Here is a 24,192-nt window from a genome sequence, read left to right as displayed (position 1 = left end):
CAGACGGGAGCAGCGTCTTGTCGATCGATGCCGAGGAGCCCTTGTTCGAGGAGATTGACCTCACGCCTTCTCCGCAGCTGTTGGAGGCTTTGGGTGACATCCCGTTCAAGCCCTGGCAATGCCTTGCGGAACTGATCGACAACTCATTCGATGACTTCCTCGCGGACCCAGACCCCAGCGACCAGCAGGAGGTGTGGATCACACTGCCCAAGCCTGCCGATGATGACCCAATCGTAAGCTTGCTGGACAATGGTCGCGGTATGAGCCTGAAGATGCTGCAAAGCGCGCTGAAAGCTGGGTACAGCGGCAAGGGCCGCTACGGCAGTCTTGGGTTGTTCGGCATGGGCTTCAACATCGCCACCGCCCGGTTGGGCAATCGAACCGAGGTGAGGACTACGCGGGCGGGTGACCCCGACTGGCTTGTTGTCGAGATCGACCTACGTCGCCTGCAGCAAAACGACACCTTCATGACACCGCTTCGCCGCGAGCCCAAGCAGGATCCGACCGAACACGGCACCGAAGTAATTGTACGGCGTCTTCGCACGGAGATCGCCGACGATCTGAAAAAAACTAACCGGCACACCCAGATCCGAACAGACCTCGGCCGCGTCTATTCATACCTGCTCCGCGGAGAGAACCCTGTACCGGGGATCCCTGACGGGCCAATGGCCGGGCGTGGCTTTCGCCTAAAGGTGAACGGTAAATCGATCCTGCCGAGGCTTCCCTGTGTATGGTCCGCCTCGCGGACGGTCACAAAACAGGGACGAGAGATCCCAGCTGTCAGGACTGTAAACCTTCGACTGGCGCCCGCATTGGCCTGTATGAAATGTGGCCATTGGCAAAACCCCGATCTTAACTTGGATCGATGTGCACAGTGCGACAGCGAAGACATGCAGATGAGCGAGCGGCGCATCCATGGCTGGATTGGTGTCCAACGCTACCTCGACGAGACCGACTATGGGATCGATTTTCTTCGAAATGGCCGAAAAATCCGGATCGGAGATCGCTCTCTCTTTTCCTGGGAAAACCCCGATGATGGCACACAGACTCCCGAGTACCCTGTGGACATCCCCGCCACCCATGGCCGCATAGTGGGCGAAATTCATCTCGATCACGTCCCTGTGGGATACCAAAAGACGGACTTCAATCGAGAGACTCGCGACTGGCGTCAGGCAGTCATAGCGCTACGAGGCGAGGGGCCAATGCGCCCCAAAAAAGCTGCTGCCCTGTCATATCCGCCGAACTCCTCTCCACTTGGGGAAATATTCAAAGGTTACCAGGAGAACCGCCCTGGCGCCGCATGCCTTATTCCAGGCAACGGAAGTACGGCTATCCACGAAACTGCTCGCGAATGGGGTGCCAAGTTCCACTCCGGACGCCATCCGGAGTTTCTGTCTGACGAAATCTGGTACCAGGCAGTCCTAGCTCACGATGAGAGCAGAGATAACGCCGGAACACCCACGACTACTACGAGAGGCGGTAAGCCTCACGATCCCTCACTAGGCGGGCGCACGGGGTTGGCTCCGTCTGGAGACTCGAGTGGGGACAGTCAGACTGGCCTCGCGCCGCCCGAAACTCCTCCTCCCCCGTCGCCAGTCGAGACCGAGGACCAACGCTTCGCGCGATACCGGGCTTCTGCCCGCCGCATCTTCGACTTGACCGGAGAAGTAACACTCCCCCGTCTCGGCCGCAGGGTTGTGACAGTATTCGACACACGGGTTCCCCTTCAGGACGATGCGGAACGCGAGGTCCCGTCTCTGACTCGTATGGGTAAAGGCATAAACCTAGAGGTTTTTGTCAATGGCGAGCATCCGGTCTTCCGGGAGTACGGTCGCGATCCACGCGACTACGCTCTATTGGAGATCGCCCAGACGCTCAATGCTTTCGATCCAGGGATCCAGAAGATCACTGCCGCTCTGGCCGAGGTCACGCGGCAGTTCCCTGAACAGCGGGTAACTGAATCAGCTTTGCGCGACCGCGCAGATGTCCTGCTAAGCCGAGTGCGTGAGCTTATGGCGCCGATCGTTAAATCGATCACTGACGAACTGTGGATCTTACTTCCCGAAGAGGTCAAACTCTGTGCTGAGCGCGACGCCGGGCGAGCGGACCCCTCCCTTGATTGGCCAGCGGTAATCAAGGAAGGAGGCTTCGTCTCCCATCTTGACGCTGTCGGAATCGCGGCGGTCATCGAAGCGCGGCCAGCGGAATTTCTGGACGGGAAGGTCTTCAAAACATCGTGGAGCGGATGGTCAGACACCGCAGTCAAGGATCGGCAAGTCACTCAGATCTTACGGCCACTTGAGGTCGTAGGAGAGTTCCTGGCCGATCCCGGAACGAAGACACGACTGGAGTTGTCCCTGGCACGTATCACCTTTGACATGCTAGACCAACACATCGCCTGGTCGGTGTAAGAGTTGATCACTTCGTTCACGGCCCCAGGATTCCTCCGCGCGGTGGGGCCATTCGGCTTCACCCGCCAAATGGAGCGTCTCCTTCTGCATCTAGGCTTCATCGATGTCGTTAATATCGATGGTGCGAACGACCAAGGAGGTGACATCCTTGCCACTCGCGAAGGCCGCCTTTGGGTGTTCCAGGCTAAATGGAAAGCGGGGGCGGCAGTATCACCGGCCGCGATCGACGAAGTACTCGAAGCGAAAGCCCACTACGACGCTGACCACGCTGTCGTAGTCACCAATAGCCGATTCGGGCCGGTCGCTTACAAACGCCGCGACAGTCTCGCCGCAGTCGGAATGCGCGTGGAACTGTGGTCAGCTCAGGAATTAACCGATCTCTATGCCGATAGTTGCTTCACGACCGATCGACTCCCCACCCGTGCGCTACGCCCTTACCAAAGTCAGGCCCTGCTGGAGGTTCTCAGCGACTTGAAAAGCGCCGACCGTGCGCTGCTTGTCTTGGCCACGGGCCTCGGAAAGACTGTGATCAGCGGCGAGGTTATCGATCACCACTTGCGAGAAAAACCACAGGACAAGGTACTTGTGGTGGCTCCGACGAAGGACTTGGTGGAGCAGCTTGAACGAGCCCTGTGGCACCATCTGCCCAAGACCGTACGCACCCAGCTGTTGACCGGGGAAAACCGACCAGATGACCTGCGGGGCGTCACATGTGCGACAGTCGCTAGCGCGATCTCCTACACTCGAGCTGGCTATAGTCCAGCCCTCGTGGTGGTCGACGAGGCGCATCACGTTGCCGAGGATGGCCAACTGGCTGAACTGCTCGACACTCTTAAGGCCAGTCGCCAGCTCGGAGTCACCGCCACTCCGTGGCGCGGTGACCGCTTCGATATCCGCAAACGTTTTGGAGAACCAAGCTATACGCTCGGCATCGAGGACGGCATGCGCCTGGGTTATCTTTCCGAGGTTCGCTACCTACTTTACTCGGATAACATCGATTGGGACTTTGTTCGCAGCGCGAGCGATCACGCCTACTCAATCAAGGATCTTAACGCGCGACTATTTTTGCCTGAGCGAGACGAAGCTGTACGCGAGCAACTAAAGAAAGTATGGGCGCGCACCCAACGACCTCGCGCGGTGGTCTTCTGCCGCACTATCGAGCATTCTGAACGACTCGCCGCACTCCTCTCCGAAGTACCACAGTGGCGAGGTGCGTTAGCCGTACACGCAGGGTTAGGCAAACGAGAGCGGCAATCCCGACTGATGGCCTTTCGCAGTGGGAAGACACCTATTTTGACCGCTGTCGATATCCTCAACGAGGGCGTAGATGTCCCGGACGTGAACATTCTCTGCTTTGCTCGCGTTACGCACAGCCGCAGGATTTTCGTCCAGCAGCTCGGCCGCGGCCTACGTCTGCGCGACGGGAAGTCACACGTGGAGGTCCTAGATTTTGTCAGCGACATTCGCCGCGTTGCTGCTATCCTGAATATCCGGCAGCAGATCGCCGAAGACGAAGTCGAAACCTTACGCCTTGCAGAACGCGGTACCACGTTCGAGTTCGCTGACCAGCGCGCCGAGAGTTTGATGCGCGAATGGATCAAAGACGCTGCCAGCCTGGAGACTTCTCTGGAAGACAGCCGACTCCAGTTCCCCGACCCAGCCGCCTTTGGAGGGTGAGCTATATGAGCAACATCGATGAGGACGTCCGCCGAGAAGTTATCGCCGAAATATACCGCCAAGTCGACGAACTCGATTGGGACGGCATGTCAGCGCGCGAACGCTCAGATTATTATGTTCGCTGGATCGATGACCCAATGATCGGCGGCAAACTGATGCGCTACATCGAACGTGACCGCGTTCGCGTGTGGATCAAGGACGGTCCAATTAAAGAACTCCCTCGAGCACGCCACGGCATCGGCTCATATGCACAGTTTGCAATGAGCCGCTATCCCGGGATGGAGGAAATCGCACGGCAAGCTATTGGATCTGACTGGCAGGCAAATCCTGAAACGTTAGTAGTCAAACCTAACCGCTGCCTGGTCGAGGGGCCAGGCCATGATATTTTGATGATCTGGGGGCCAGCGACGAAGCTAGCCGATCTAGTGTGGGCCGGCATTAATGCCCGAGTTGATGGCGACGCCGATCCGGTAATAGTTGTTGCCTCACCGCAAGGAACTCGAATCAGCGAAGGTGAGATGGAGCGACATAAGCTTCTTGCCAAGGTGGCGGGCATCGAGCTTCGACATACCACCCTGCGGCTTGCACGTGCCTGAGTCACCCTCTTCCGCGCCGACTCCGCGCGGAAGTAGGGTTTCAGCGAGCTTCAACCGTCGAGTTGCCCACAGCACTGCCAGACGATCGGACACTAACTAAACTCGATATGAAACCGAACATGGTACGAACACGTCCGCTCTCACAGAGTCATTTACAGCTAGCCGCCGTATCTAGCGATATCGATTCGGCTACCGTGCGTACTTCCGGAAGAAGGCGTTGGTCTCGGCGTCCGTGGAAAAGACGCACAGTCCTTGCATGCCACGCGTCATGAGCACCTTGTAGGTGTTGCGGACCAACCGGTCGAAGTCCGCGGGATCGGCGGCCTTCACGGATTTGTCGAAGGAGAAGTCGCGCCTGGCGAGCCATTCGCCGTCTCGGATCACGAGGTCGTCACCGAAGATCGCGCCCGCCCAGTCGTATTCGAAGCCCTGCGCGGTATAGATACAACCGACCTGTCCGAAGCCTTCCGGCTCCGACGCCCACAGCGAAGCCGATGGAACGCCTGGTACGTCGAAACCCTGCTTGGCGTTCCACGGACGGCGCCAGCCGCCGACCTCCACGTCCTCGAGCAACTTCAAGCTTCCCCCGACTTTGGCCGGGTCGTGCCACTCCCAGCAGAACCCGGCCGCCATCCGCGCCGTTCCCGAGAAGTGGTTGGCCTGCCGGAGAAGCCAGCTTTCCAGCTCATGTGGAGACCCGGCGCAGTCCACCACGTATTCGTCCTCGGTGCCGTCCACGAGTTCGGACCAGGCCACTGGCGGTTCCGAACCGAGTCCCAGAAGGCGGACCACCCACTCGTCGAACTTCGCCGAGCCACCGCATCGGTACTGGCCGTCGAGACTGATCTCGATGACCTCACAGCCTTTCATTTCGGCGATGGAGACGATATCGGTCTTGGTGCCGATCTCCGTCGGACGCACGACCTGATGCTCGTCCAAGAGAAAGAGCGGTACTTTGGCGACGTCGATCAACTCGTCGATCTGGCTCCGCACCCTGCCGTGCAGATGTGAAGGCATACCCCGGACGCGGTGCGCCTCGTCGCAGATCAGAACGTCGAGAGCGTCAGCCGGGGCTCTGCGGAACTCGTTGAAGTACTTGAAGATCTCGCCGGACCGGGCGTCGCCACCGGACACCTTCTGCCGCAAGGTTTCGGTGAAGGCCTTCGAGCCGGTCGCGTGTAGCGCTTTTCGCTTCTGTCTCGCGAGGGCGGCGAGGAGCGTCACCGCGATTGCGCTCTTGCCGGAACCCGGTCCGCCGTTGACGACGACGACCTTCTTTTTCCCGCCACCCGAATCGGCCTCGGCCACTGCGTCGAGCACGGTTTTGTAGGCGACTTGCTGTTCGTCGAGAAGGACGAAATCGTCCCTGTCACCAAAAGCGTCCGCAGCGGTCTTCAACAGGTTCCGAGCGGGTGCCGGCGGAGCCGAAATCAATTCGTGTGCGGCGGCCACCGCCGCGCCGGCGGTGACCGGGTCCGTGTCGAGCAAGGACCACAGATCGGCGACCAGGTCCGCCTGGAGATCCGACGTGTAGAGCTGGCCGAAGTCGTCGAACTCGAACTCGTCCAGCGTCCAGTCGGCTCCGCGCACGGCGTTGTGCATGTACGCGATTCCCTTGACTTGCCCTGGAATCCGGGCGAACGCGGGGATGAAGTCGAGCAGCTGTCGACAGTACCGCCTGACCTGTTCCGCCGGATGCAGGTCAGGTTGCTTTCTGCCGTAGGGAGTCAGCACCAGACCAGCCCCGGCGGCCTTCGCCTTTTCCCACTGTTTCAGCTCGACAAGTACATAGGACGGCTTTCCGGTCTCCGGATGAACGCCGCAGAGGATGGCATCGACCCGCTTCGGGCTATAAGGAAGCCGGTACTCGAGCAACACCTGCACGTGTCCGAGCCCGGCGGAGCACAACGTGTTGGCGAGTACCGGAAGACTGCGCTTCCAGGAACCGATTTCACCACGTTCCTCGGACGCCGTGTAGGTGACGCCCACATGCTTGGCCAACTCGATGAGAATACGTTCGTGCTGAAGTTCTTCGCGCAGGTCATACGCGGTCTTGCTGACCGGCAAGCCACCCTCCCCAGGGCCGTTCCCGTCTCTTGCCCTTCCGCGCTCTTGCGTGAAGGCAAGGATCACTCTAGCGGGTTATGATCGACGGCTGGGGAGCATTCTGGCGACCCACGCCCAGGGGAGGGACGAGTGGCTCTTGCGCGCGGCAGCGCGGCCGATCTCTTGATCGAAGCCCGTGCGGGACACCTGCACAGCCGGTTGAAGGAACAAGCCGGATTCGTTCTCGGCGGCCGGGTCGGAACCAGCGAGGTGGCCTCCTGGCAAAGGAGCCTGCCCATCGTGTTGACGGATCTCGTGGACGCGGGTCTCGGCGACGTCGAAGTCCTCCTCGAACATCAGTTGCCGCACAGCAAGCAACGGATCGACGTCGTGCTGTGCGGCGTTCACCCTCGCGACGGGCAGAGTTCGTTCGTCTTCCTCGAGCTCAAGCAGTGGTCCAAGGCCGAGTCCTACCTGTCCGAGGTGATCAACATTCCCGGCCTCCCGGGGAAACACCTCCACCCCGCCGAACAGGTGCACGGATATCGCCAGTACTTCGTGGACCACACTCCCGCGCTGGCGGAACGGCCGCAGGCCGTGCACGCGGTGGCGTACCTGCACAACGCACGTCGGACGGACGTGTCCGGTCTCCTCCAGGACAACCCTCGCCCGACCTGCCGGCTGTTCACCATGGACGACAAGGCGGCGATGAGCGAGCACCTCGACTCCGTGCTCGACTCCGCGGCCACCAGACAGTCCAATATCGCGGTCGGGGACGAACTGAGCGGTTTCGCCCACCGTCCCACCAAGCCGTTGCTCGATCTGGCCGCGGCCGAGATCAAGGACCGCGAGCAGTTCGTTCTCCTGGACGAGCAGAAGGTCGCGTACGAACTCGTACTGCAGGCTGTCGAGCGGTCTCGGGCGGCGCAGACACGCACGGTCGTCATCGTCGAGGGCGGACCGGGATCGGGCAAGAGCGTCATCGCGTTGAGTCTTCTCGGTGAACTGGCCCGCCGAGGCCGAGCTGTTCACCACGCGACCGGTTCGAAGTCGTTCACCTCGACCATGCGCAAGTACGCGGGTCGCGGCAACGCCCGGGTCCAGGGATTGTTCAAGTACTTCAACGCCTACGTGGGCTGTCAGCCTCGCGAGCTGGACGTCCTGATCTGCGACGAAGCACATCGCATCCGGGAGAAAGGCGTCGACAGGTTCACGAAGAAGGAGAAGCGCGAACGCGCCGATCGCCAAGTCAACGAGCTCATCAACGTGGCGACCGTGCCCGTGTTCCTCCTCGACGAGCACCAGGTCGTGCGGCCGGGTGAGATGGGCTCCCTCAAGGAGATCACCACGGCCGCCCGCGCTCTCGGCTGTGAAGTCGAGATCGTCCGCCTGCACGACCAGTTGCGCTGCGGTGGCTCGGTTTCCTACGACACTTGGGTTGCCAGGCTGCTGGGACTCGGTTCCGCCGAGCCACCCATTCCTTGGAGCAAGCTCGCGGGTCCTCTCGACGAAGGCATCACCTTGACTACCGCCGCGTCACCCGAGGCCCTCGAATCGTGGGTGCTGCGGCAGCGGTCTCAGAATGGCGGGGTCAGCCGGCTGGCGGCTGGTTTCTGCTGGCCGTGGAGCGATCCCGTCAAGACTCCAGACGGTCTCCGTCTCGTGGACGACGTCCAGCTCGGCGAGTGGAAACGGCCCTGGAACGCGAAGGGCGAGAAGGCGGTGCCCGACGTGCCCGGATCGAGTTACTGGGCGACGGACGACCGCGGATTCGGTCAGGTTGGTTGTATCTACACCGCCCAGGGCTTCGAATACGACTGGTCGGGCGTGATCTTCGGGAAGGATCTGGTCCGTCGCGACGGCATGTGGTGCGCGGTTCGCGCGAACTCCAAGGACTCCGAGGTCAAGAAGGCGGACGAGCTGCATTTCAGCGCGCTGGTCAAGAACACCTACAAGGTCCTGCTCACTCGCGGGATGCGGGGGACGGCCATCTTCTCGGAAGACCCTGAAACCCAGGAATTCCTGGAAGAGATGACCAGGTAGCCCCTTCGAACCTCAGGCCTCGTGGAAGTCGTCGAGCCGATGCGCCTCGACGGACGACTCCGTGGCGGCCAGCCAATGCGGATAGGTGACATAGACCAGTTCCGTGTCCTCATCGGCCACGTAGACGAGCTCGGTCCCTGCCCGCAGGTAGATCACCTCACCCGCCCGAGCCGTCACCGACCCCGAGGGGCCTTCGACGGTGAAAGTGCCGGAAGTGATGACGAGGGCCTCGTCGTAGGTCATCTTCCACGGGTTCTTCTCGCCCTTCCCGTAGCGGCCGAAGCCGACGGACATCGCCGCGCCGCTGTCTTGCGCGAGGACGTCGGCGAGGAAGATCTGCTGGTCGAGGCGTTGGAACCAGGTCGAAGCGTCGTCGCTCGTGAAGTGTTCGACAGACATCCGAGTCTCCTTAAGTGGAAGTTTCTCCGCTTAGTTAACTGGAGAAAGTTCCACTTGTCCACCGGTTAGGCTCACCGAGTGCTTCCCATCGCAGGAGCCGGGACTCCAGAGCGGGCGGACGCGGCTCGCAACCGGCAGAAGATCGTCCAGGCGGCGGCCAGGCTTGTGGCGGCCAAAGGGATCGACGGGCTCGCGTTGGACGAGGTCGCGGCGGAGGCGGGCGTCGGGATCGGAACCGTGTATCGGCGGTTCCCGGACAAGGGCGCGTTGGCGCAGGCGTTGCTCGACGAGAACGAGCGCGAGTTCCAGGAGGCGTTCATCAGCGGGCCGCCACCGCTCGGGCCCGGAGCGCCACCAAAAGAACGACTCAGGGCGTTCCTGGAAGCGTACGTCGATAGGCTTGAGACGCATGGCGAGTTGCTCATGGTCGCGGAGACGGAGACGCCGATGGCGCGGTTCGTCACGGGCGCGTACCGGCTGCACCACAGTCATCTGGTCGCGCTGATCAGCGAGATCGAGCCGGAAGCGAACGCGCATTTCAAGGCCGACGCGCTGCTCGCGCCACTGGCGGCTGCGCAGTATGGCTATCAGCGGCGAGGCATGACGCCGGAGCAGATCAAAGCGGGTTTGAGCGACCTGTGCCGGCTGGATGACTAAGCCTGGAAGGGGTGGCATGGATCTCGCGGTGAAGTCCGAACTGGTCGAGCAGGTGCGCGCGTTCACCGAATGGGTGGGCGCGGGGCGCAAACTCACTCAGACCGGGCGGCTTACCATGGCTGACGCCAGGGCACTGGTGCCCTTACTGGGCGCTGGCGACGTGCTCGACCAGGCCATCGGCGACCGCGTGTGCAAACCAGGTCGAGCGAGGAGCTGCTCGTCGTGGAGTGCGCCAAGGTGGCGCGGCTGGTCCGCAAGACGGGCCAACGACTGGTGCAGGTGAAGAAGAACCAGGCACTCCTCGGGGACCCACAAAAGCTGTGGCTCGCGCTGTTCACCGGGTTCGACAAGCTGGGCGAGGCGTTCCTGCACTCGGGATTCGGCGAGTCACTGCTGCGCCCGGAGTTCGCGCACGGCAGCCGCGCCGCGTTGGCGGCGTTGTACAACACCGACGGTGCCGTCGGCATCGGGAGCTTGCGCGCGATCGTGTGGGATGTCGTCGGCGCGCCTTGGGTCTTGGACGATCTCACCGAACTGCAGTTCGAGATGTTGCGACGCTCGAATCACCGCGACACCAAGGAGACGCTCGAGGTCCTACAGCGATTGGGAGCGGTGACCCTCCGGGGCGAATCGGCTGAGCTGACCGAACTCGGCCGGTTCGGCATGCGGCGGATCTTGGGCGAGCCGGAAGCAGGCGATCCGATCTACCAGGTGAAGATCACCTTGCTGGAGATCGAAGGCCTTCCGGTGTGGCGACGGGTATTGGTTCCGGCGGCCATCCCGCTCGACCGGCTGCACGTCGTCATCCAGGCCGCGATGGGCTGGGAGAACTACCACCTGCACTACTTCCTCGACGGGCAGACCTACTACGGCGAGGCCGAGCCTGAGCTGCAATACCGCGACGAACGGGAAGTGCGGCTCGATGACTTGGTGAAGCCAGGTGACCGCCTCGAGTACAACTACGACTTCGGCGACAGCTGGGACCACGAGATTCTGATCGAGGAAGCCACGGTCGCCACGTCCGATGAGCGTTATACGCGGTGTATCGCGGGTCAAGCGGCGTGCCCGCCGGAGGACGTCGGCGGTACCGGCGGTTACGCGAGGTTGATCCAGATACTCGGCGAGCCCGGCCACGAGGGACACCGCGACATACTCGGCTGGCTCGGCCTCGATGACCCTGGCCGGTTCGACGCCGCGCGCTTTGACCTCGACGAAGCCAACCAGCGTCTCGCCGCAAGGGCATAGGCATGCTCGGCTTGGAGAAACCCGGCGTCCTGAAGGGGCCCTTTGAGACCTTCAACGTCTCAAAGGGACCCTTCAGGACACGCCACGTCTCATGTTCGCCTACCGCCACCTTAAGATCCCGACCTGCCCTGAGGCCGGCTCAAGGCTGGTCGGGTCCGGTATCAGCGCTCGCCCAGTTGCCATTCCGGCCGCACGTAGTGGCAGGTGTAGCCGTTGGGGATGCGCTCCAGGTAGTCCTGGTGTTCGGGCTCGGCTTCCCAGAAGTCACCGGCCTGGGTCACCTCGGTGACGACCTTGCCGGGCCATTTGCCGGAGGCGTCGACGTCGGCGATCGTCTGTTCGGCGACCTGCTTCTGCGTGTCGTCGGTGTAGTAGATCGCCGACCGGTAGCTGGTGCCGATGTCGTTGCCCTGGCGGTCGCGCGTCGTCGGGTCGTGGATCTGGAAGAAGAATTCCAGGATCTGGCGGTACGAGAGCTGCGCCGGGTCGAAGACGATCTCGATGCCTTCGGCGTGCGAGCCGTGGTTGCGGTAGGTCGCGTTCGGCACGTCGCCGCCGGTGTAGCCGACCCTGGTGGAGACGACCCCGGGGTGCCGGCGGAACAGGTCCTGCATGCCCCAGAAGCAGCCGCCCGCGAGAACAGCTTTTTCCGTCACGATTGATCTCCTCTGGTCGTTGACATCCAGTACAACGTGCCGGACCGCGCCTGTCATCCCCGTCCGGGTGTGACGGAACGCTTACGTCCGCCGTGCGTCTCACGCTAGGTGAAAACCCTGCTGGCAGTCCTCGCCCTCCTCCTGGCCGGTTGCGCGGCGACACCGGATACCCCGAAACCCGAGGACGCCTTCCGGTTCGGCGGGATCTCGATGCCGGCGAGCGGGAAGGTGCTGGAGACGAAGTACGACCGGGGCATCGACTCGAGGTACCAGGTCGTCCTCACCCTTCCGGCGGAGGACGTGCCCAAGCTGCTCGAGGCCTCGAACTTCGCTCCCGGAGTGATGAACGACGACCGGATGGTCGACGGCCGCCGCGTGGTCCGGAAGGTCACCGTCGAGGGGACCACCGTGCGCCTTGAGCTGTTCACGACCTGAGCACTCTGCGTGAAAAAAGACGGTCCGTTCGGACTCGTCTGGGTGACCCCCTAACGTGTAGCCCCACGCACCATCCGCCGGAGGACGCATGGATCCGCTCCGTGTTCCGCCCGAGCTGTTCCGTTTCACCGACGGCAGCAGATCAGGGCTTCCCCTGGCGATCCTGCACGCCTTCGGTGAGGCGAACGAGCGGCTCGTGACGGCGCTCGGCATCGACGACGTCCGCACGAGGCTGCGGGAAGTCGGCTGGCTGGAGACGCTCGACGACGAAGACCTGGTCAAGGCGCTGGATCAGCTGAGGAGCCAAGGCCACCTCGACGTCGTCCAGAACCACGCGGGCGACTACCGGACGGCGTCCGAGTACGAGCGCCGCAATCTCCAGTACTCGCTCACTCGGCAGGGTGAAGCGGCGTACGCGGGTGTGGTCCGCGCGAACGAGGTGCTCAACGCGACCGGCGCCCTCCAGACCGCGACGCTCGAAGCGCTGGGTGAGCGGCTCGGTGAGCTCGCGAAGCAGCTCGAAGACGGCACCGACAGGCGCGTGTTCAGCACGCTCGCCGAAGTCGAGAGCCACCTCGAGGCGTTCCGAGACAACACGAAGCGCTTCAACGGCGACCTCCAGCGCCTGTTGCACGCCGAAGCCGACCTCGCGACGTTCCACGAGGTCAAGGCATCGACGGTCGCGTATCTGCAGGAGTTCCTGAACGACCTCGAGCATCACACCCACACCATCGCCACCCGCATCAAGGAGATCGACGACCACGGCGTGGAGCGGGTGCACCGGCGCGCGCTCAACGGCGCCGCCCTGCCGAGCCCGGATCAGCGGTGGCTGGAGCTCCGCAAAGCCCGCTGGGACGGGCTTCGCGCGTGGTTCCTGCCCGAAGACGGGGCGACGCCGCGGGTCGAGGAGCTCCACAAGGTCGCGCGGCGGGCGATCATCACGTTGCTCCAGGTGCTGGACCGGATCACCGAATCCCGGCGGCGCGCGAGCAGCGCGGTCGCCGATTTCCGTGAGCTGGCGCGGTGGTTCACCGTCGTCCCGGCGCAGGAGGACCTGCATCGCCTGTGGTCCACGATGTTCGGGCTCAGTTCCGCGCGGCACGCGCACCTCGCCCACGCGGATCCGGAAGTGGTCAGTACGACGGCGTCGTGGCTCGACGCGCCGCCCGTCGAAGTGTCGGAGCTGCTCCGGTCGGCGGGCCGCACCGAGCGGTTCACCCGGACCGGGCGCGTTCGCGACGTCACCGAGATCCGGGCGGCACGGGTCCGGCAGGCGATCGCGGAACGCGCCGAACTCGAGTCGGCGTGGAGCATGCTCGACACCGGCGGGGTCGTGCGGCTTTCGGCGTTCGAGAAGCTCGACCACACCGTTTTCGAGCGGCTGCTGGACCTGCTGGGCCAGGCGCTGGGAAGCAGCCCCGGCACGGACGGCACCCGGCGGAGCACGACGTCCGACGGACAGATCGAGATCGTCCTGAGGCCGTCGCGAAACGGCGCTGTCGCACGACTGACCACCACGAGCGGTGTCTTCCGCGGCCCCGACTACGAGATCGAGATCAGTACGGCCGGAGGCGGTGCGTGAGCCTCACGAACCAACTGGTGATCGCGGAGCGCGAAGAAGTCGCGCGCGGGATCCGGGCGCTGCTGGCCACCCCGCTGATCGGCGAGCGCGGCTCCCCCGAGACCTTCGACCTCATCCGGCGCCGCCGCGAACCCATCCGGCAGTGGTTCGACTACTACTGCGGCTGGACGCTCACCGTCGAACCGCGGCTCGGCTACGCCCGGCTGGTCAAGATCCGCGCGGCCGCCGATCCCACCCGCCCGGCGCGACGGGTCCGTTCCGGGCGCGCGGCGTTCGACCGCCGTCGCTATGTCCTGCTGTGCGTGGTGGCGGCCGAACTGCTCACGGTGCCGGTGACCACGATCGGCCTGCTCGCCGGCCGGGTCGCGAAAGCGAGCGCCGCCGATGACCTCGTGACCACCTTCGACGTCGCCACCAGGGCGGAACGTCTCGCGTTCGTGGACGTCCTGAAACTACTGGAGTCCTTCGGCGTCCTCGAAACCGCCGACGGCGACCCGGAGTCCTTTGTGGACGAAACCACCGCGAAGGTGCTGTTCCGGGTCGACGCGACCCTGTTGCTGCGGATGCTCGCCGCGCCGGTCGGGCCGTCGCAGCTGGCTGTGCTCACCGACGACGTCGCGCTGCGGTTCGAGGAGCTGCTGGAGGCGGTGTCGTACGAGCAGCGCTACGGCCTCTCGTCGGGCCGCCACGAGGACACGCCGAGCGCGTCGGACGTCCAGCGGAACCTGTGGCTGCGCCATACGGTCTTCCGCCGTCTCGTGGACGATCCGGTGCTGTACTTCGCCGAACTGACCGCGGAGGAGCGCGCGTACCTCGGTTCGCCGACCGGGCGCCAGCTGCTGCGGCGTGCCGCGGAGCAGGGCGGTTTCGTCCTCGAAGAACGCGCGGAGGGCGTGCTGCTCGTCGACGTCGACGGGCTGGCCACCGACGAGCGCTTCCCGGACGACGGCAGCAACGCCAAGGTCGCCGCGCTCCTGCTGCTCGACGCGCTCGACGAGCCGCGGACGACCGACTACCTGCGCAACGCCACCGCGAAACTGCTGAAACGGTTCCCGCGCTGGGCCAAGACGTACCGGGGCAAGGACGGCGTGCGACGGCTGACCGTCGACGCGCTCGCGGTGCTGACCGGCTTCGGCCTGATCCGCACCGAAGGCGAACTCGTCCGGCCACTCCCGGCCGCCGCGAGGTACACCGACCGAAACGAGGAGGCGCCGTGACCGTGACGAGGTGGATCCCGTCCCGTGCGGGCATCCTCAACATCTGGCGCTACTACGACGAGATCTTCGAGTTCCACGACGGGCGGCTGCTGCTGCGCGGCCCCAACGGGAGCGGGAAGTCGAAGGCGCTGGAGCTGCTGCTTCCGTTCCTGTTCGACGCGAGCCTGCGCGCCAACCGGCTGTCGACATTCGGCACCAGCGAACGCAGCATGCACTGGAACCTGATGGGCGAAGGCGCTTCCGGCGCCACGCGCGTCGGATACGTGTGGCTCGAATTCGGTATGGCCGGGGACAAGTGGTTCACCTGCGGCGCGCGGCTTCAGGCGAGTACGCACACCAGCACGGTGCACGCCGACTTCTTCACCACCGGCCTGCGGGTGGGCGACGGCTTGCCGCTGGTCAACGAGGCAGGCCAGCCGCTGACCAAGAACGCGCTGGAGGAAGCCCTCGGCGAGCACGGGACGGTGCACGCCGGCGCGGCCGAATACCGCGCGGAGATCCGCGCGAAGCTGTTCCCCACCTTGAGCGAACAGCGGTACGACGCGCTGATCACCGCGCTGCTCCAGCTGCGGATGCCGAAACTCTCGCAGCGGCTCGACCCGAGCCTGCTGTCCAACCTGCTCTCCCGCGCGCTTCCGCCGTTGGGGCAGCAGGAGATCGCGGACCTCGCCGAGGGATTCGAGCGGCTCGACGCGCAGCGCGAACGGCTTGGCTCGTTGGAGACCGAGGTCGACGCGACCCGCGCGCTGGCCGCGCGGCAGAAGACCTACGCCCAGCGTGTGCTGCGCGCGGGCGCCGCGAACCTCATCGCCGCGACCACCGAACTCGACGAACTCGCCGCGGCCGCCCGTCGTTCGGCCGAGGAGTACGACGAGGTCGCCGCGAAGAAGGAGGCCGCCGAGACACGGGCGGCGAAGCTCGAAAAGGACGTCGAAGAGACCGAAGCCCGCCTCGCCGGGCTGACCGAGTCCGACTCGTACCGAAAAGGCCAGGAACTCGACAAGCTGCGGCAGCGGACGCTGTCCACGCGCGAAAAGGCGGAAACGCTGCGCGCGGACGCGGATCGGCTCCGCGCCGAGGCGGACGCCGACGAGGAGCGGTCGCGGGCGGCGAAGCAGGTCGCGAAACGGCAGGCCGACCTCGTCCGCTCGATGGAGACCGAGGTCCGTGCCGCCGCGACCCGCGCGAATCTGGCCGGGGTGCACGACGAACTCGTCTCCGGGCTGAAGGAATCGGAACCCGCCCGGCTCCGTCCGTTGCTGCAGGCCGCCGTCCGCGGCAAACGTGACCAGGTCGAGAGCGTCGGCCGGGCGCTGGACACCCGCGATCGCGCCGTCGGCCGCCGTCACCAGGCGGAAGCGGATCTCGACCGGGCGAGGTCGGATTTCTCGGCCGCGCGGGAAAGGGTGGACCTCACGACGGCGACCCGGGAGCTCGCGCTGAGCGATCTGCGCACCCGGCTCGCCGAATGGGCCATCGGTTGCCGTGAGCTGCGGTTCCCCGACGTGGAGGCGCTCGTCCGGGACGCCGAGGCGGAAGTCTCGTTGCTGGGCAGGATCAGCGCGGTCGCCGAGACCGTGCTGGAGGACATCATCCGGCGGGAGGCGGCGACCGGTGCCGCGCTGGCCGCGGCGCGCGCCGAGCACGACGCGCTCCTCGTCGAGGCCGGCGTGCTCGAAACGGAGGACGTCCTCGTGCCCGAGGCGCCGCGCACCCGCACGGCGGACCGGGCGGAGATGAGCGGCGCGCCGCTGTGGCGGCTGGTCGATTTCGCCGGCTCGGTCCCGGAAAGCACGCACGCGGGGATCGAGGCGGCCCTCGAAGGCGCAGGGCTGCTGGACGCCTGGGTGAACTCCCACGGTGTCGTCGAAGGACACGACGTCCTCGCGGAGACCGGGACGCTGCCGGTGGTGGCCTCCGGCCGTTCGCTCGCCGACGTCCTCGTGCCGGAGCCCGACGCGGAACTCTCCCCGGCGAAGATCCGCCGGATCCTCGAAGTGATCGCCTTCGACGACGTGCTTCCCGCCGGCCCCGCCGCGATCGGCGCGGACGGCGCCTGGCGGATGGGCGGCCTGTCGGGCAGCTGGACGAAGGAAGCCCCGGCGTACATCGGTGCCGCCGCCCGCCTGCGCGCCAGGGAGCGCCGGATCGCCGAGCTGCGGGACGAGATTTCCCTCCGTGAAAAGACGATCGCCGAACTGGACGGCGAGCTGGCCGCGTCGCGCGGCAGGCGCGAGCTGATCAAGATCGAACGCGCCGCCCGCCCCGGCCACGATGATCTCCTTGCCGCGACCGGGGAATCGACCGCGGCCGAGGCGGAGCTGACCGCCGCCGACGCGGCCGTCCGGCACGGGGAGACAGCCGTCTCCGCGCTGGAGATCGAGGCCAAGACCTCCCTGCACGAGCTGACCGCGCAGGCTTCGGAGAGCGGGCTGCCGACCGAACGGGCGCCGCTGACCGCGCTCGCCACGGCCCTGCGCACCTACTCCGACCAGGGCGAGAACTGGTTGTACGAGCACGGAAACCTGGTCACCGCGCAGCAGCGGGCGGAGCTGTGCGCCGAGCAGGCGGACCGGTCGGAGGCGAACGCCGCCCGGCGTGAGGACGAGGCTTCCGAAGCCGAGGCCGAACGCACCAAGCTCACCGCGATGCTCGACGCGATCGAGGGCAGCGTCGGCACCGGCCAGCGCGAGGTGCTCGCCGAAATCGACGGCCTGCGCACGAAACTGCGCGAACTCGCCGTCGAACTCCGCGCCGCGAATGCCGAAGCCAAGGAACTCGCGGTCCGCCTCGGCGCGCTCGGGGTCCGGCGCACGACCGACGCGGCCGCCCGCGAGGACGCCACCAAGAAGCAGGACGCCGCCGCGCTCCGGTTCCGGAAGCTCGCCACCGGCGTCTTCCCCGCGGACGGCGGGATCGAGGACCTGCCGAAGTTCCAGGCAACCCTGTCCGCCTCCGACGGCGTGCGGTCGGCGCTCGACACGGCCCGGCTGGTGGCCGCGGCGTGGCCGTCCGTGCCGCATGCGCCGAGCAACCTCGGCGAGGCGCTGCACCGGCTGTCCGAGGCCGTGCACACCTGCCGGAACACGCTCAGCTCGCGGGCGGAACTCGATCTGGAGACCGACGAGGACGTCCAGATCTTCACCGCCGTCGTCGACGGGCTGCGGGTCGGCGCGGCAGAACTGCTGAAGATCCTTTACGCCGAAGCGGAACAGAGCAGGCACGAGATCACCGACCGCGAAAGCGACCTGTTCGACAAGACGCTGACCGGTGACACCCGCCGTCATCTGGCGGCGCGTATCCGGCAGGCCAACGACCTTGTCGACGGCATGAACGCGCGCCTCGAACGCGTGCGGACCGCGTCGAGGGTCGCCGTCCGGCTGGTCTGGCAGGTCTCCCCCGATCTGCCGCCGGGTACCAAGACCGCGCGGGACCTGCTGTTGAAGGATCCGGACCAGCTGACCGCCGAAGACCGCGTGTCACTGCACAAGTTCTTCCGCGAGCGCGTCGAACAGGCGAAGGCGGACGACACGGCGACCAGCTGGGAACAGCAGCTCGCGCAGGTCTTCGACTACACGTCCTGGCACCGGTTCGTGGTCAAGGTCGACCGCGCGAACGGGGCGGGCTGGCAGCTGCTGACCAAGAAGCTGCACGGCGCGCTTTCCGGTGGGGAGAAGGCGATCGCGTTGCATCTGCCGCTGTTCGCCGCCGTCGCCGCGCACTACCAGGCCGCGCCCGAGGCGCCGAGGGTGATCCTGCTCGACGAGGTGTTCGTCGGTGTCGACACCACCAACCGGGGGCAGGTGTTCGGCCTGCTGTCCGCGCTCGACCTCGACCTGATGCTGACGTCGGACCACGAATGGTGCACCTACGCCGAACTCGGCGGCGTCGGCATCCACCAGCTCATCACCGGCGGTGACGGCGACGACGCGGTGACCACGGCGCGGTTCACCTGGAACGGGCACGACCTCCTGCCCGCCGAACCGCGTTAGCCTGAGCGGACCCAAAGCCGGGCGCAGCGGGGCCCTTTCCGGCGTTCGTCCTTGTGCGACGGCGGAAGGTGCGATTACGTTCCCACCGGTGGCGCCGACGGCCGTACGGATCCAGGTGCTGGGGTCGCTGCGCGTATGGCTCGACGGGACGGAAGTCGACCTCGGCCCGCCGGGCCGCCGCGCCGTGCTGGGACTGCTGGCGCTCGCCGGCGGCGAGGCGATGGCCAAGCAGGACCTGGTGGACGCGCTCTGGGGCGAACGGCCGCCACGCAGCGCGGTGAACGTCCTCCAGACCCACGTCAAACATCTGCGGCGGCTGCTGGAACCCGGCCGCCCGCCACGGTCCGGCAGCGAGGTCCTGCCGCATGTCGGCGGCGGTTACGCCTTGCGCTGGGACGCCGTCGAGATCGACCTGCCGCACGTCCGGGGTCTCGTCGCCGAAGGCACCGACGCCCAGCGTGACGGCGAGACGGGCCGCGCCGCCGCCTTGTTCGGCGAGGCCCTGCGCTGGTGGCACGGTAAACCGCTGGCCGATATCCCTTTGCTGGCAACGCATCCGAAGGTCGTGTCACTGGTCGCGGAACGCCGTTCGCTGCTCGCCCGGTACGGCGACGCGATGCTCGCCCTCGGCGCCGCGGAAGAGGTGCTGACGGAGCTCGTCGAGGCCGCCGCGGACCAGCCGCTGGACGAACCCGCGCAAGCGCGGCTGATCCGCGCCTATCATGGTTCCGGGCAGCGGGCCACGGCTTTCCTTCTGTACCAACGGGTTCGCGAACGGCTCATCGAGGAACTGGGCGTCGAACCCGGGCCCGAACTGCTCGCCGCGCACGCCGCCCTCCTCGACGACGGCGAGCCGATCGGGATCGTCGAGGCCGGCCCGGCGAAGCGGATCCCCCGGCAGCTACCCGCCGAACCGCACTGGTTCACCGGCCGGACCACCGAACTGTCCATTTTAGACGAACTGCTGCCGCGTCCCGGCGGACACGGCGGCACAGTGGCGATCGCGGCCGTCTCGGGGAGCGCGGGGGCCGGAAAGACCGCGCTGGCCGTGCACTGGGCGCACCGCGTCTCCGACCGGTTCCCCGACGGGCAGTTCTACGCGAATCTACGCGGCCATTCGGCGGGCCCGCCCGCGTCCGCGCTCGAAGTACTCAGCCGGTTCCTGTCCGCGCTGGAGATCCCCGCCGAACGCGTACCCGCCGACACGGAAACCGCGTCGGCGCTGTACCGGACGCTGATGACCGACCGGAAAGCCTTGGTAGTACTGGACAACGTCGCCGGTGCCGATCAGGTCCGGCCACTGCTGCCTGCCGGCCCCGGCTGTCTGGTGCTGGTGACCGGCCGCGACCGGATGACCGGGCTGATCGCCCTGCACGGCGCCCGGCGGCTCACGCTGGACATGCTCGATCCCGGTGCGGCACTGGAGTTGCTGGGCCGGGTCATCGGCACGGAACGAATCCGGGCCGAACACGAGGCGGCCGCCGAAGTCGCCGGACTCTGCGCGTATCTGCCACTGGCGCTGCGGATCGCGGCGGCCAATCTCGCCGACAACCCCGGTTACGGCCTGGAGGACTACGCCATCGAGTTGCGCAAGGGCAATCTTCTCGCCGCGCTCAGTGTGCCGGGCGACGAACAGATCGCGGTCCGGACCGCCTTCGACCTCTCTTATGCGGCCCTGCCCGCCGAAACGCGGCGTCTGTTCCGGTTGCTGAGCCTGATACCGGGCAACGACATCGGCGTCGAACCGGTCGAAGTCCTCACCGGTCTGCGTGAAGCACGACCGATGCTGGACACACTCGCGGGGGCGCATCTGGTCGAGCAGCATGCTCCGGATCGGTATCACTTCCATGACCTGCTTCGCCGCTATGCCGCAGATCGCCTGGAGGCGGAGGAAACCCGGGCCGAACGTGAAGCCGCCCGGCGGCGGTTGCACGAGTGGTACCTGCGTGCGGTCGACCGCGCGGCCCGGCTGGTGTACCCGCACATGTTCCGCGGCCATCCGGTCGTACCCGACGGCCGGATCCCCGGCACCGTCACGGAAACACCGGCGGCCTGGCTGGAGACGGAACTGGGCGCCATCGTCGCCGTCGTCCAGGATGCCGCCAGGTCCGGGCCACCCGCGGTGGCCTGGTCGCTGTCCGACGCCCTGCGCGGCTATTTCTGGATGTCGTTGCGCCAGGTGGAATGGCGGGCCGCCGCCGAAGCCGCGCTGTCCGCCGCCGACGAGGACGGCGATCTCCACGCTCGCGCGTCCGCCAGGTTCAGCCTGGCCGACCTGAGTTTCCGCCAGGGCCGGTACCGGCAGGCCGTCCGGCGCTACACGGGCGCGCTCGCCCTGGCCCGGCGGGCGAAATGGGTGGAGGCGCAGGCGGCGGTGCTGGGCAATCTCGGCTGCGTGTATTGGCAGTCCGGACGGCTTCCCGCCGCCGCGGCGCGGTTCTCGCGAGGCCTGGAACTGAGCAGGAGCAGCGGCAGGCCTGCCGGTGAGGCGGTCGCGCTCGGCAATCTCGGGCTCGTCCAGTGGGAGATGGGCGATCTGCCGCGTGCGGCCGAGCATTACGCGCAGGCGCTGCGCCGGTATCGGCGGCTCGGCTCACGCTACGGCGTGGCGATCAACCTGAGCAATCTCGGGCAGGTGCAGCACGCTCGCGGCTTCATCACCGAGGCGGGAGGGCTGCTCGCGAAGGCGCTCACCCTGCATCGCGACGCCGGGAACCGGGCGGGAGAAGCGGAAACGCTCGGCAGGCTCGCGTCCGTGTACCGCGATCTCGGCAGGCTCACCGACGCCCTCGACCACGCGCGCGACGGCCTGCGGCTGGCGCGGGAGACCGGCGAACCGCGTGGCGAAGGCGAAGCCCTCGTCGCGCTCGCCGGCGTGCATCACCGCGCGGGGCGGCACCAGGACGCCGCGCGCCGCTATCGGCAGGCTTTGGCCCTGCTGAGGGAAACCGGCGACCGGTATCCCGAGGTCGACGCGCTCATCGGCCTCGCGACCGCCACCGGGGACATCGGCAAGGCCCGGCAAGCACTCGCGCTGGCCGAGCGGGCGGGTTACCAGGCGCTGCGAAGACGGGCGGCGCTCGTCGTCGACGCCATCCTCCGAGCCTGAGTCACGTCGCTTCGATGCCGCTTCGAGTGTCGTACGCGCCGACCGGGGCGAACGTGACGACGACCCACGGATTCACGCCGTGTTCCTTGCCGTCACTGGCCAAGCAGGAGAACTCGCTCATGTCGAACGCGCTCCACCCCGGACCGCCCGGCACCGGGTTCACCGCTTCCTCGATCCGGCCGGCCCACCGGCAAGCGGTATCGAGCACCCGAGGGGTCACCGACGCCTCGGCCCAGCCGATCGTCCCGCCGTCCGCGCACCAGGAAAGCCCGTAGGTGTAGGTCCACCTCCCGGGGTCTTCGAGGACGACGGGCTTGATGGTCTTGACGCCGGAAGCGCAGTCGCGCGCCGCGTTCGCCTCACCTTCGGCGACGAACGTGAGCCCCGCGCAGAGGAGCACCGAACCGGCCACGGCATTCCTGATCGTCATCGTTCCCCCTCGTTCCGTTGTCCTCCCACTGTTCCGCCGGCCCCGCCCGTCCGCAATCCGCCGTACGCCGGGTCCAATCGACGTCCAATCGGTGTCCAGTGCCGCCGATTAGCTTGTGGCCGCACAGTTTCCGTTGAGGGGAGCAGGAGATGAAGACAGGACTCAAGAAGGCCATGGTCGCGGCGGCCACCACGGTGACCGTCGCGGCGGCGCTCGTCGTCGGGACCGCCGGCGGGAGTTCGGCACAGGTCGCCGGGCTGAAGACGTACGCGATCTCCACGGACGGCAGGCTCATGGCGATGTTCTCCACCGACAGACCCGACGTGCTCGACTGGGTGCGGCTCGTCAACGGACTCGTCTGCGGGGAGACGAACCTGATCGGGATCGACTTCCGCGTCCAGAACGGCGTGATGTACGGGGTGGGGAACAAGGGCTGCATCTACACGATCCAGACCCCGCCCGCGACCCCCGACGTCGTCGTCACGAAGGTCTCGCAACTGAGCGTTCCGTTGTACGGCACGTACTTCGGCGTCGACTTCAACCCGGCGGCCGACCGGCTGCGCGTCATCAGCGACAACGGCCAGAACCTCCGCCACAACCTCGCCACCCACAGCACCACCGAAGACTCGACCCTGACCACCCCGCCGCTCACGGCCCCGGCCAAGGGCGTCACGGCCGCCGCGTACACCAACAACGACCTCAACCCCGACAGCGCGACCACGCTGTTCGACATCGGCACCGGCAGCGACCAGGTGCTCATCCAGTCGCCCGCCAACAACGGGCTGCTGGCCCCGACCGGCGCGCTCGGCGTCGACGCCGGCCCGAACGCGGGCTTCGACATCTACAGCGACCTGAACGGCGGCAAGGCGACGGCGGTAACCGGGTTCGCCGTGCTGAACCCGGCGAGCGGCGGCTCGGCGTTCTACACCGTCAACCTGCTGAACGGAGCGGCGACCAAGGTGGGTGACTTCCCACTGCCACTGGGCGACATCGCGGTCGCGCTCGACACCAACTGAGCGAAAACCCGGCTGTTCGGTTGTTCGGTGTTCGGTGTTCGGTCAGGACCGAACACCGAACAACCGCGAAGGCATGTTGCCGGAAATCGTCGATGCCGACGTCGATGCGACGAGGACCCGATGAGTCGCGCGGTGGAGGCGGCTATCGGGCGTGCTTCGGAACGGTCGGTCGTCCGCGATGCGATGTGCGGCGGGCTTGCTTTGGGCCGCTGTCGCCGAGATGTGACGACAGCGGTCTGGGCTTCATTGCCGGAAATCGGCAACGCCCCAGAGTGGTTTCATGATCCGGATTGTCGGTGGCCGGTCGTATGGTCGTGGGGTGGACATACACAGATCCGCGCCGGTGGCGCTACTCGGGAAACTCGCCGATCGGAGCGCTTTGGAGTCGGTGAACGCTTCGATAGGTTTGTTGGACGACAATGATTCCGTCGCTGTCGCGCGAGCGGCGTCGGTGGGGATCGCCCGGCTTGAGGCGGTCCGGTTCCGGGCGCTGGCCCGGCTGAACCGGCATCGTGAGGGCGCGCGTGGTGTCACGCAGGAAGTCGCCTTCGCCCTGTCTCTTGTGGACAATCATGCCGGTGCGATGGTCGCTGCCGCTGAAGCGTTGACCGCCCGGCTGCCGCGCACGTTGACTCTGATGGACGAGGGAAAAGTGAGTGGTTTCGGCGCGATGAAGGTCGC

Annotated in this window: 16 protein-coding genes and 1 pseudogene; 13 read left to right on the top strand and 4 right to left on the bottom strand. The window is 66.1% G+C overall.

Annotated features, from left to right (window positions below):
- Window positions 1-17: 17 nt before the first annotated feature.
- The 3 genes from DL991_RS07420 to DL991_RS07410 are packed head-to-tail and all read left to right on the top strand — an operon-like array spanning window position 18 to window position 4,684.
- Window positions 18-2,411: an ATP-binding protein gene (locus tag DL991_RS07420; protein ID WP_158634391.1), complete on the top strand. Its 2,394-nt coding sequence runs from the start codon at window positions 18-20 to the stop codon at window positions 2,409-2,411.
- 3 nt (window positions 2,412-2,414) lie between these two features.
- Entirely contained in the window at window positions 2,415-4,088 is a 1,674-nt protein-coding gene (locus DL991_RS07415; RefSeq protein ID WP_125782325.1) for a DEAD/DEAH box helicase family protein, read from the top strand.
- A 5-nt stretch (window positions 4,089-4,093) separates the two neighbouring features.
- Entirely contained in the window at window positions 4,094-4,684 is a 591-nt protein-coding gene (locus DL991_RS07410; protein ID WP_125782323.1) for a hypothetical protein, read from the top strand.
- A 189-nt stretch (window positions 4,685-4,873) separates the two neighbouring features.
- Here DL991_RS07410 and DL991_RS07405 read toward each other — a convergent pair whose 3' ends face one another.
- The gene (locus tag DL991_RS07405) at window positions 4,874-6,751 is read right to left on the bottom strand and encodes a DNA/RNA helicase domain-containing protein (protein ID WP_233598703.1); all 1,878 of its coding nucleotides are present in this window, start codon (window positions 6,749-6,751) and stop codon (window positions 4,874-4,876) included.
- Between the two features lie 129 nt (window positions 6,752-6,880).
- On the opposite strand from DL991_RS07405, the gene DL991_RS07400 reads away from it, so the two are divergent.
- A complete protein-coding gene (locus DL991_RS07400; RefSeq protein WP_199753856.1) occupies window positions 6,881-8,773 on the top strand; it encodes a DUF2075 domain-containing protein in 1,893 nt (630 codons plus the stop codon).
- A 12-nt stretch (window positions 8,774-8,785) separates the two neighbouring features.
- On the opposite strand, the gene DL991_RS07395 is transcribed toward DL991_RS07400, so the two are convergent.
- Complete coding sequence (locus tag DL991_RS07395; RefSeq protein ID WP_125782321.1) at window positions 8,786-9,172, bottom strand: cupin; 387 nt, start codon at window positions 9,170-9,172, stop codon at window positions 8,786-8,788.
- 78 nt (window positions 9,173-9,250) lie between these two features.
- Here DL991_RS07395 and DL991_RS07390 point away from each other — a divergent pair, with 78 nt between their 5' ends.
- On the top strand, window positions 9,251-9,829 hold the full coding sequence (locus tag DL991_RS07390) for a TetR/AcrR family transcriptional regulator (RefSeq protein ID WP_125782319.1): 579 nt from the start codon (window positions 9,251-9,253) through the stop codon (window positions 9,827-9,829).
- Between the two features lie 189 nt (window positions 9,830-10,018).
- Window positions 10,019-11,074, top strand: coding sequence for a plasmid pRiA4b ORF-3 family protein (locus DL991_RS07385; RefSeq protein WP_233598702.1), 1,056 nt, complete (start codon window positions 10,019-10,021; stop codon window positions 11,072-11,074).
- Between the two features lie 161 nt (window positions 11,075-11,235).
- On the opposite strand, the gene msrA is transcribed toward DL991_RS07385, so the two are convergent.
- A complete protein-coding gene (msrA, locus tag DL991_RS07380) occupies window positions 11,236-11,730 on the bottom strand; it encodes a peptide-methionine (S)-S-oxide reductase MsrA (RefSeq protein WP_125782317.1) in 495 nt (164 codons plus the stop codon).
- A 108-nt stretch (window positions 11,731-11,838) separates the two neighbouring features.
- Here msrA and DL991_RS07375 point away from each other — a divergent pair, with 108 nt between their 5' ends.
- The 5 genes from DL991_RS07375 (at window position 11,839) to DL991_RS07355 (ending at window position 22,065) form a co-directional block, all read left to right on the top strand.
- Entirely contained in the window at window positions 11,839-12,165 is a 327-nt protein-coding gene (locus tag DL991_RS07375; protein ID WP_125782315.1) for a hypothetical protein, read from the top strand.
- A gap of 88 nt (window positions 12,166-12,253) precedes the next feature.
- A complete protein-coding gene (locus tag DL991_RS07370; RefSeq protein ID WP_125782313.1) occupies window positions 12,254-13,747 on the top strand; it encodes a TIGR02677 family protein in 1,494 nt (497 codons plus the stop codon).
- Window positions 13,744-14,964: a TIGR02678 family protein gene (locus tag DL991_RS07365; RefSeq protein ID WP_125782311.1), complete on the top strand. Its 1,221-nt coding sequence runs from the start codon at window positions 13,744-13,746 to the stop codon at window positions 14,962-14,964. The genes DL991_RS07370 and DL991_RS07365 overlap by 4 nt, the downstream gene beginning before the upstream one ends.
- The gene (locus tag DL991_RS07360; RefSeq protein WP_125782309.1) at window positions 14,961-18,956 is read left to right on the top strand and encodes a TIGR02680 family protein; all 3,996 of its coding nucleotides are present in this window, start codon (window positions 14,961-14,963) and stop codon (window positions 18,954-18,956) included. Before DL991_RS07365 ends, DL991_RS07360 begins: the two co-directional genes overlap by 4 nt.
- Window positions 18,957-19,044: 88 nt before the next feature.
- Window positions 19,045-22,065, top strand: a complete 3,021-nt coding sequence (locus tag DL991_RS07355) for a tetratricopeptide repeat protein (RefSeq protein WP_233598701.1) — start codon at window positions 19,045-19,047, stop codon at window positions 22,063-22,065.
- Between the two features lies 1 nt (window position 22,066).
- Here DL991_RS07355 and DL991_RS07350 read toward each other — a convergent pair whose 3' ends face one another.
- Window positions 22,067-22,495: a hypothetical protein gene (locus DL991_RS07350; RefSeq protein WP_125782307.1), complete on the bottom strand. Its 429-nt coding sequence runs from the start codon at window positions 22,493-22,495 to the stop codon at window positions 22,067-22,069.
- A gap of 149 nt (window positions 22,496-22,644) precedes the next feature.
- Between DL991_RS07350 and DL991_RS07345 the strand changes: the two genes are divergently transcribed.
- Window positions 22,645-23,511, top strand: coding sequence for a DUF4394 domain-containing protein (locus DL991_RS07345; RefSeq protein ID WP_199753855.1), 867 nt, complete (start codon window positions 22,645-22,647; stop codon window positions 23,509-23,511).
- 343 nt (window positions 23,512-23,854) lie between these two features.
- Window positions 23,855-24,192: pseudogene (locus DL991_RS07340) on the top strand (HNH endonuclease); the annotation flags it as partial.

The organism is Amycolatopsis sp. WAC 01375 (genome assembly GCF_003947325.1).
GTDB lineage: Bacteria > Actinomycetota > Actinomycetes > Mycobacteriales > Pseudonocardiaceae > Amycolatopsis.
This window is presented reverse-complemented; position numbering and strand designations above follow the sequence as displayed.

What these genes read in the sequence shown, in the direction of transcription:
- DL991_RS07410 (WP_125782323.1), top strand. Translation starts at nt 4,094, where the DNA reads ATGAGCAACATCGATGAGGACGTCCGCCGAGAAGTTATCGCCGAAATA.
- DL991_RS07370 (WP_125782313.1), top strand. Translation starts at nt 12,254, where the DNA reads ATGGATCCGCTCCGTGTTCCGCCCGAGCTGTTCCGTTTCACCGACGGC.
- DL991_RS07350 (WP_125782307.1), bottom strand. Translation starts at nt 22,495, where the DNA reads ATGACGATCAGGAATGCCGTGGCCGGTTCGGTGCTCCTCTGCGCGGGG.
- DL991_RS07395 (WP_125782321.1), bottom strand. Translation starts at nt 9,172, where the DNA reads ATGTCTGTCGAACACTTCACGAGCGACGACGCTTCGACCTGGTTCCAA.
- DL991_RS07345 (WP_199753855.1), top strand. Translation starts at nt 22,645, where the DNA reads ATGAAGACAGGACTCAAGAAGGCCATGGTCGCGGCGGCCACCACGGTG.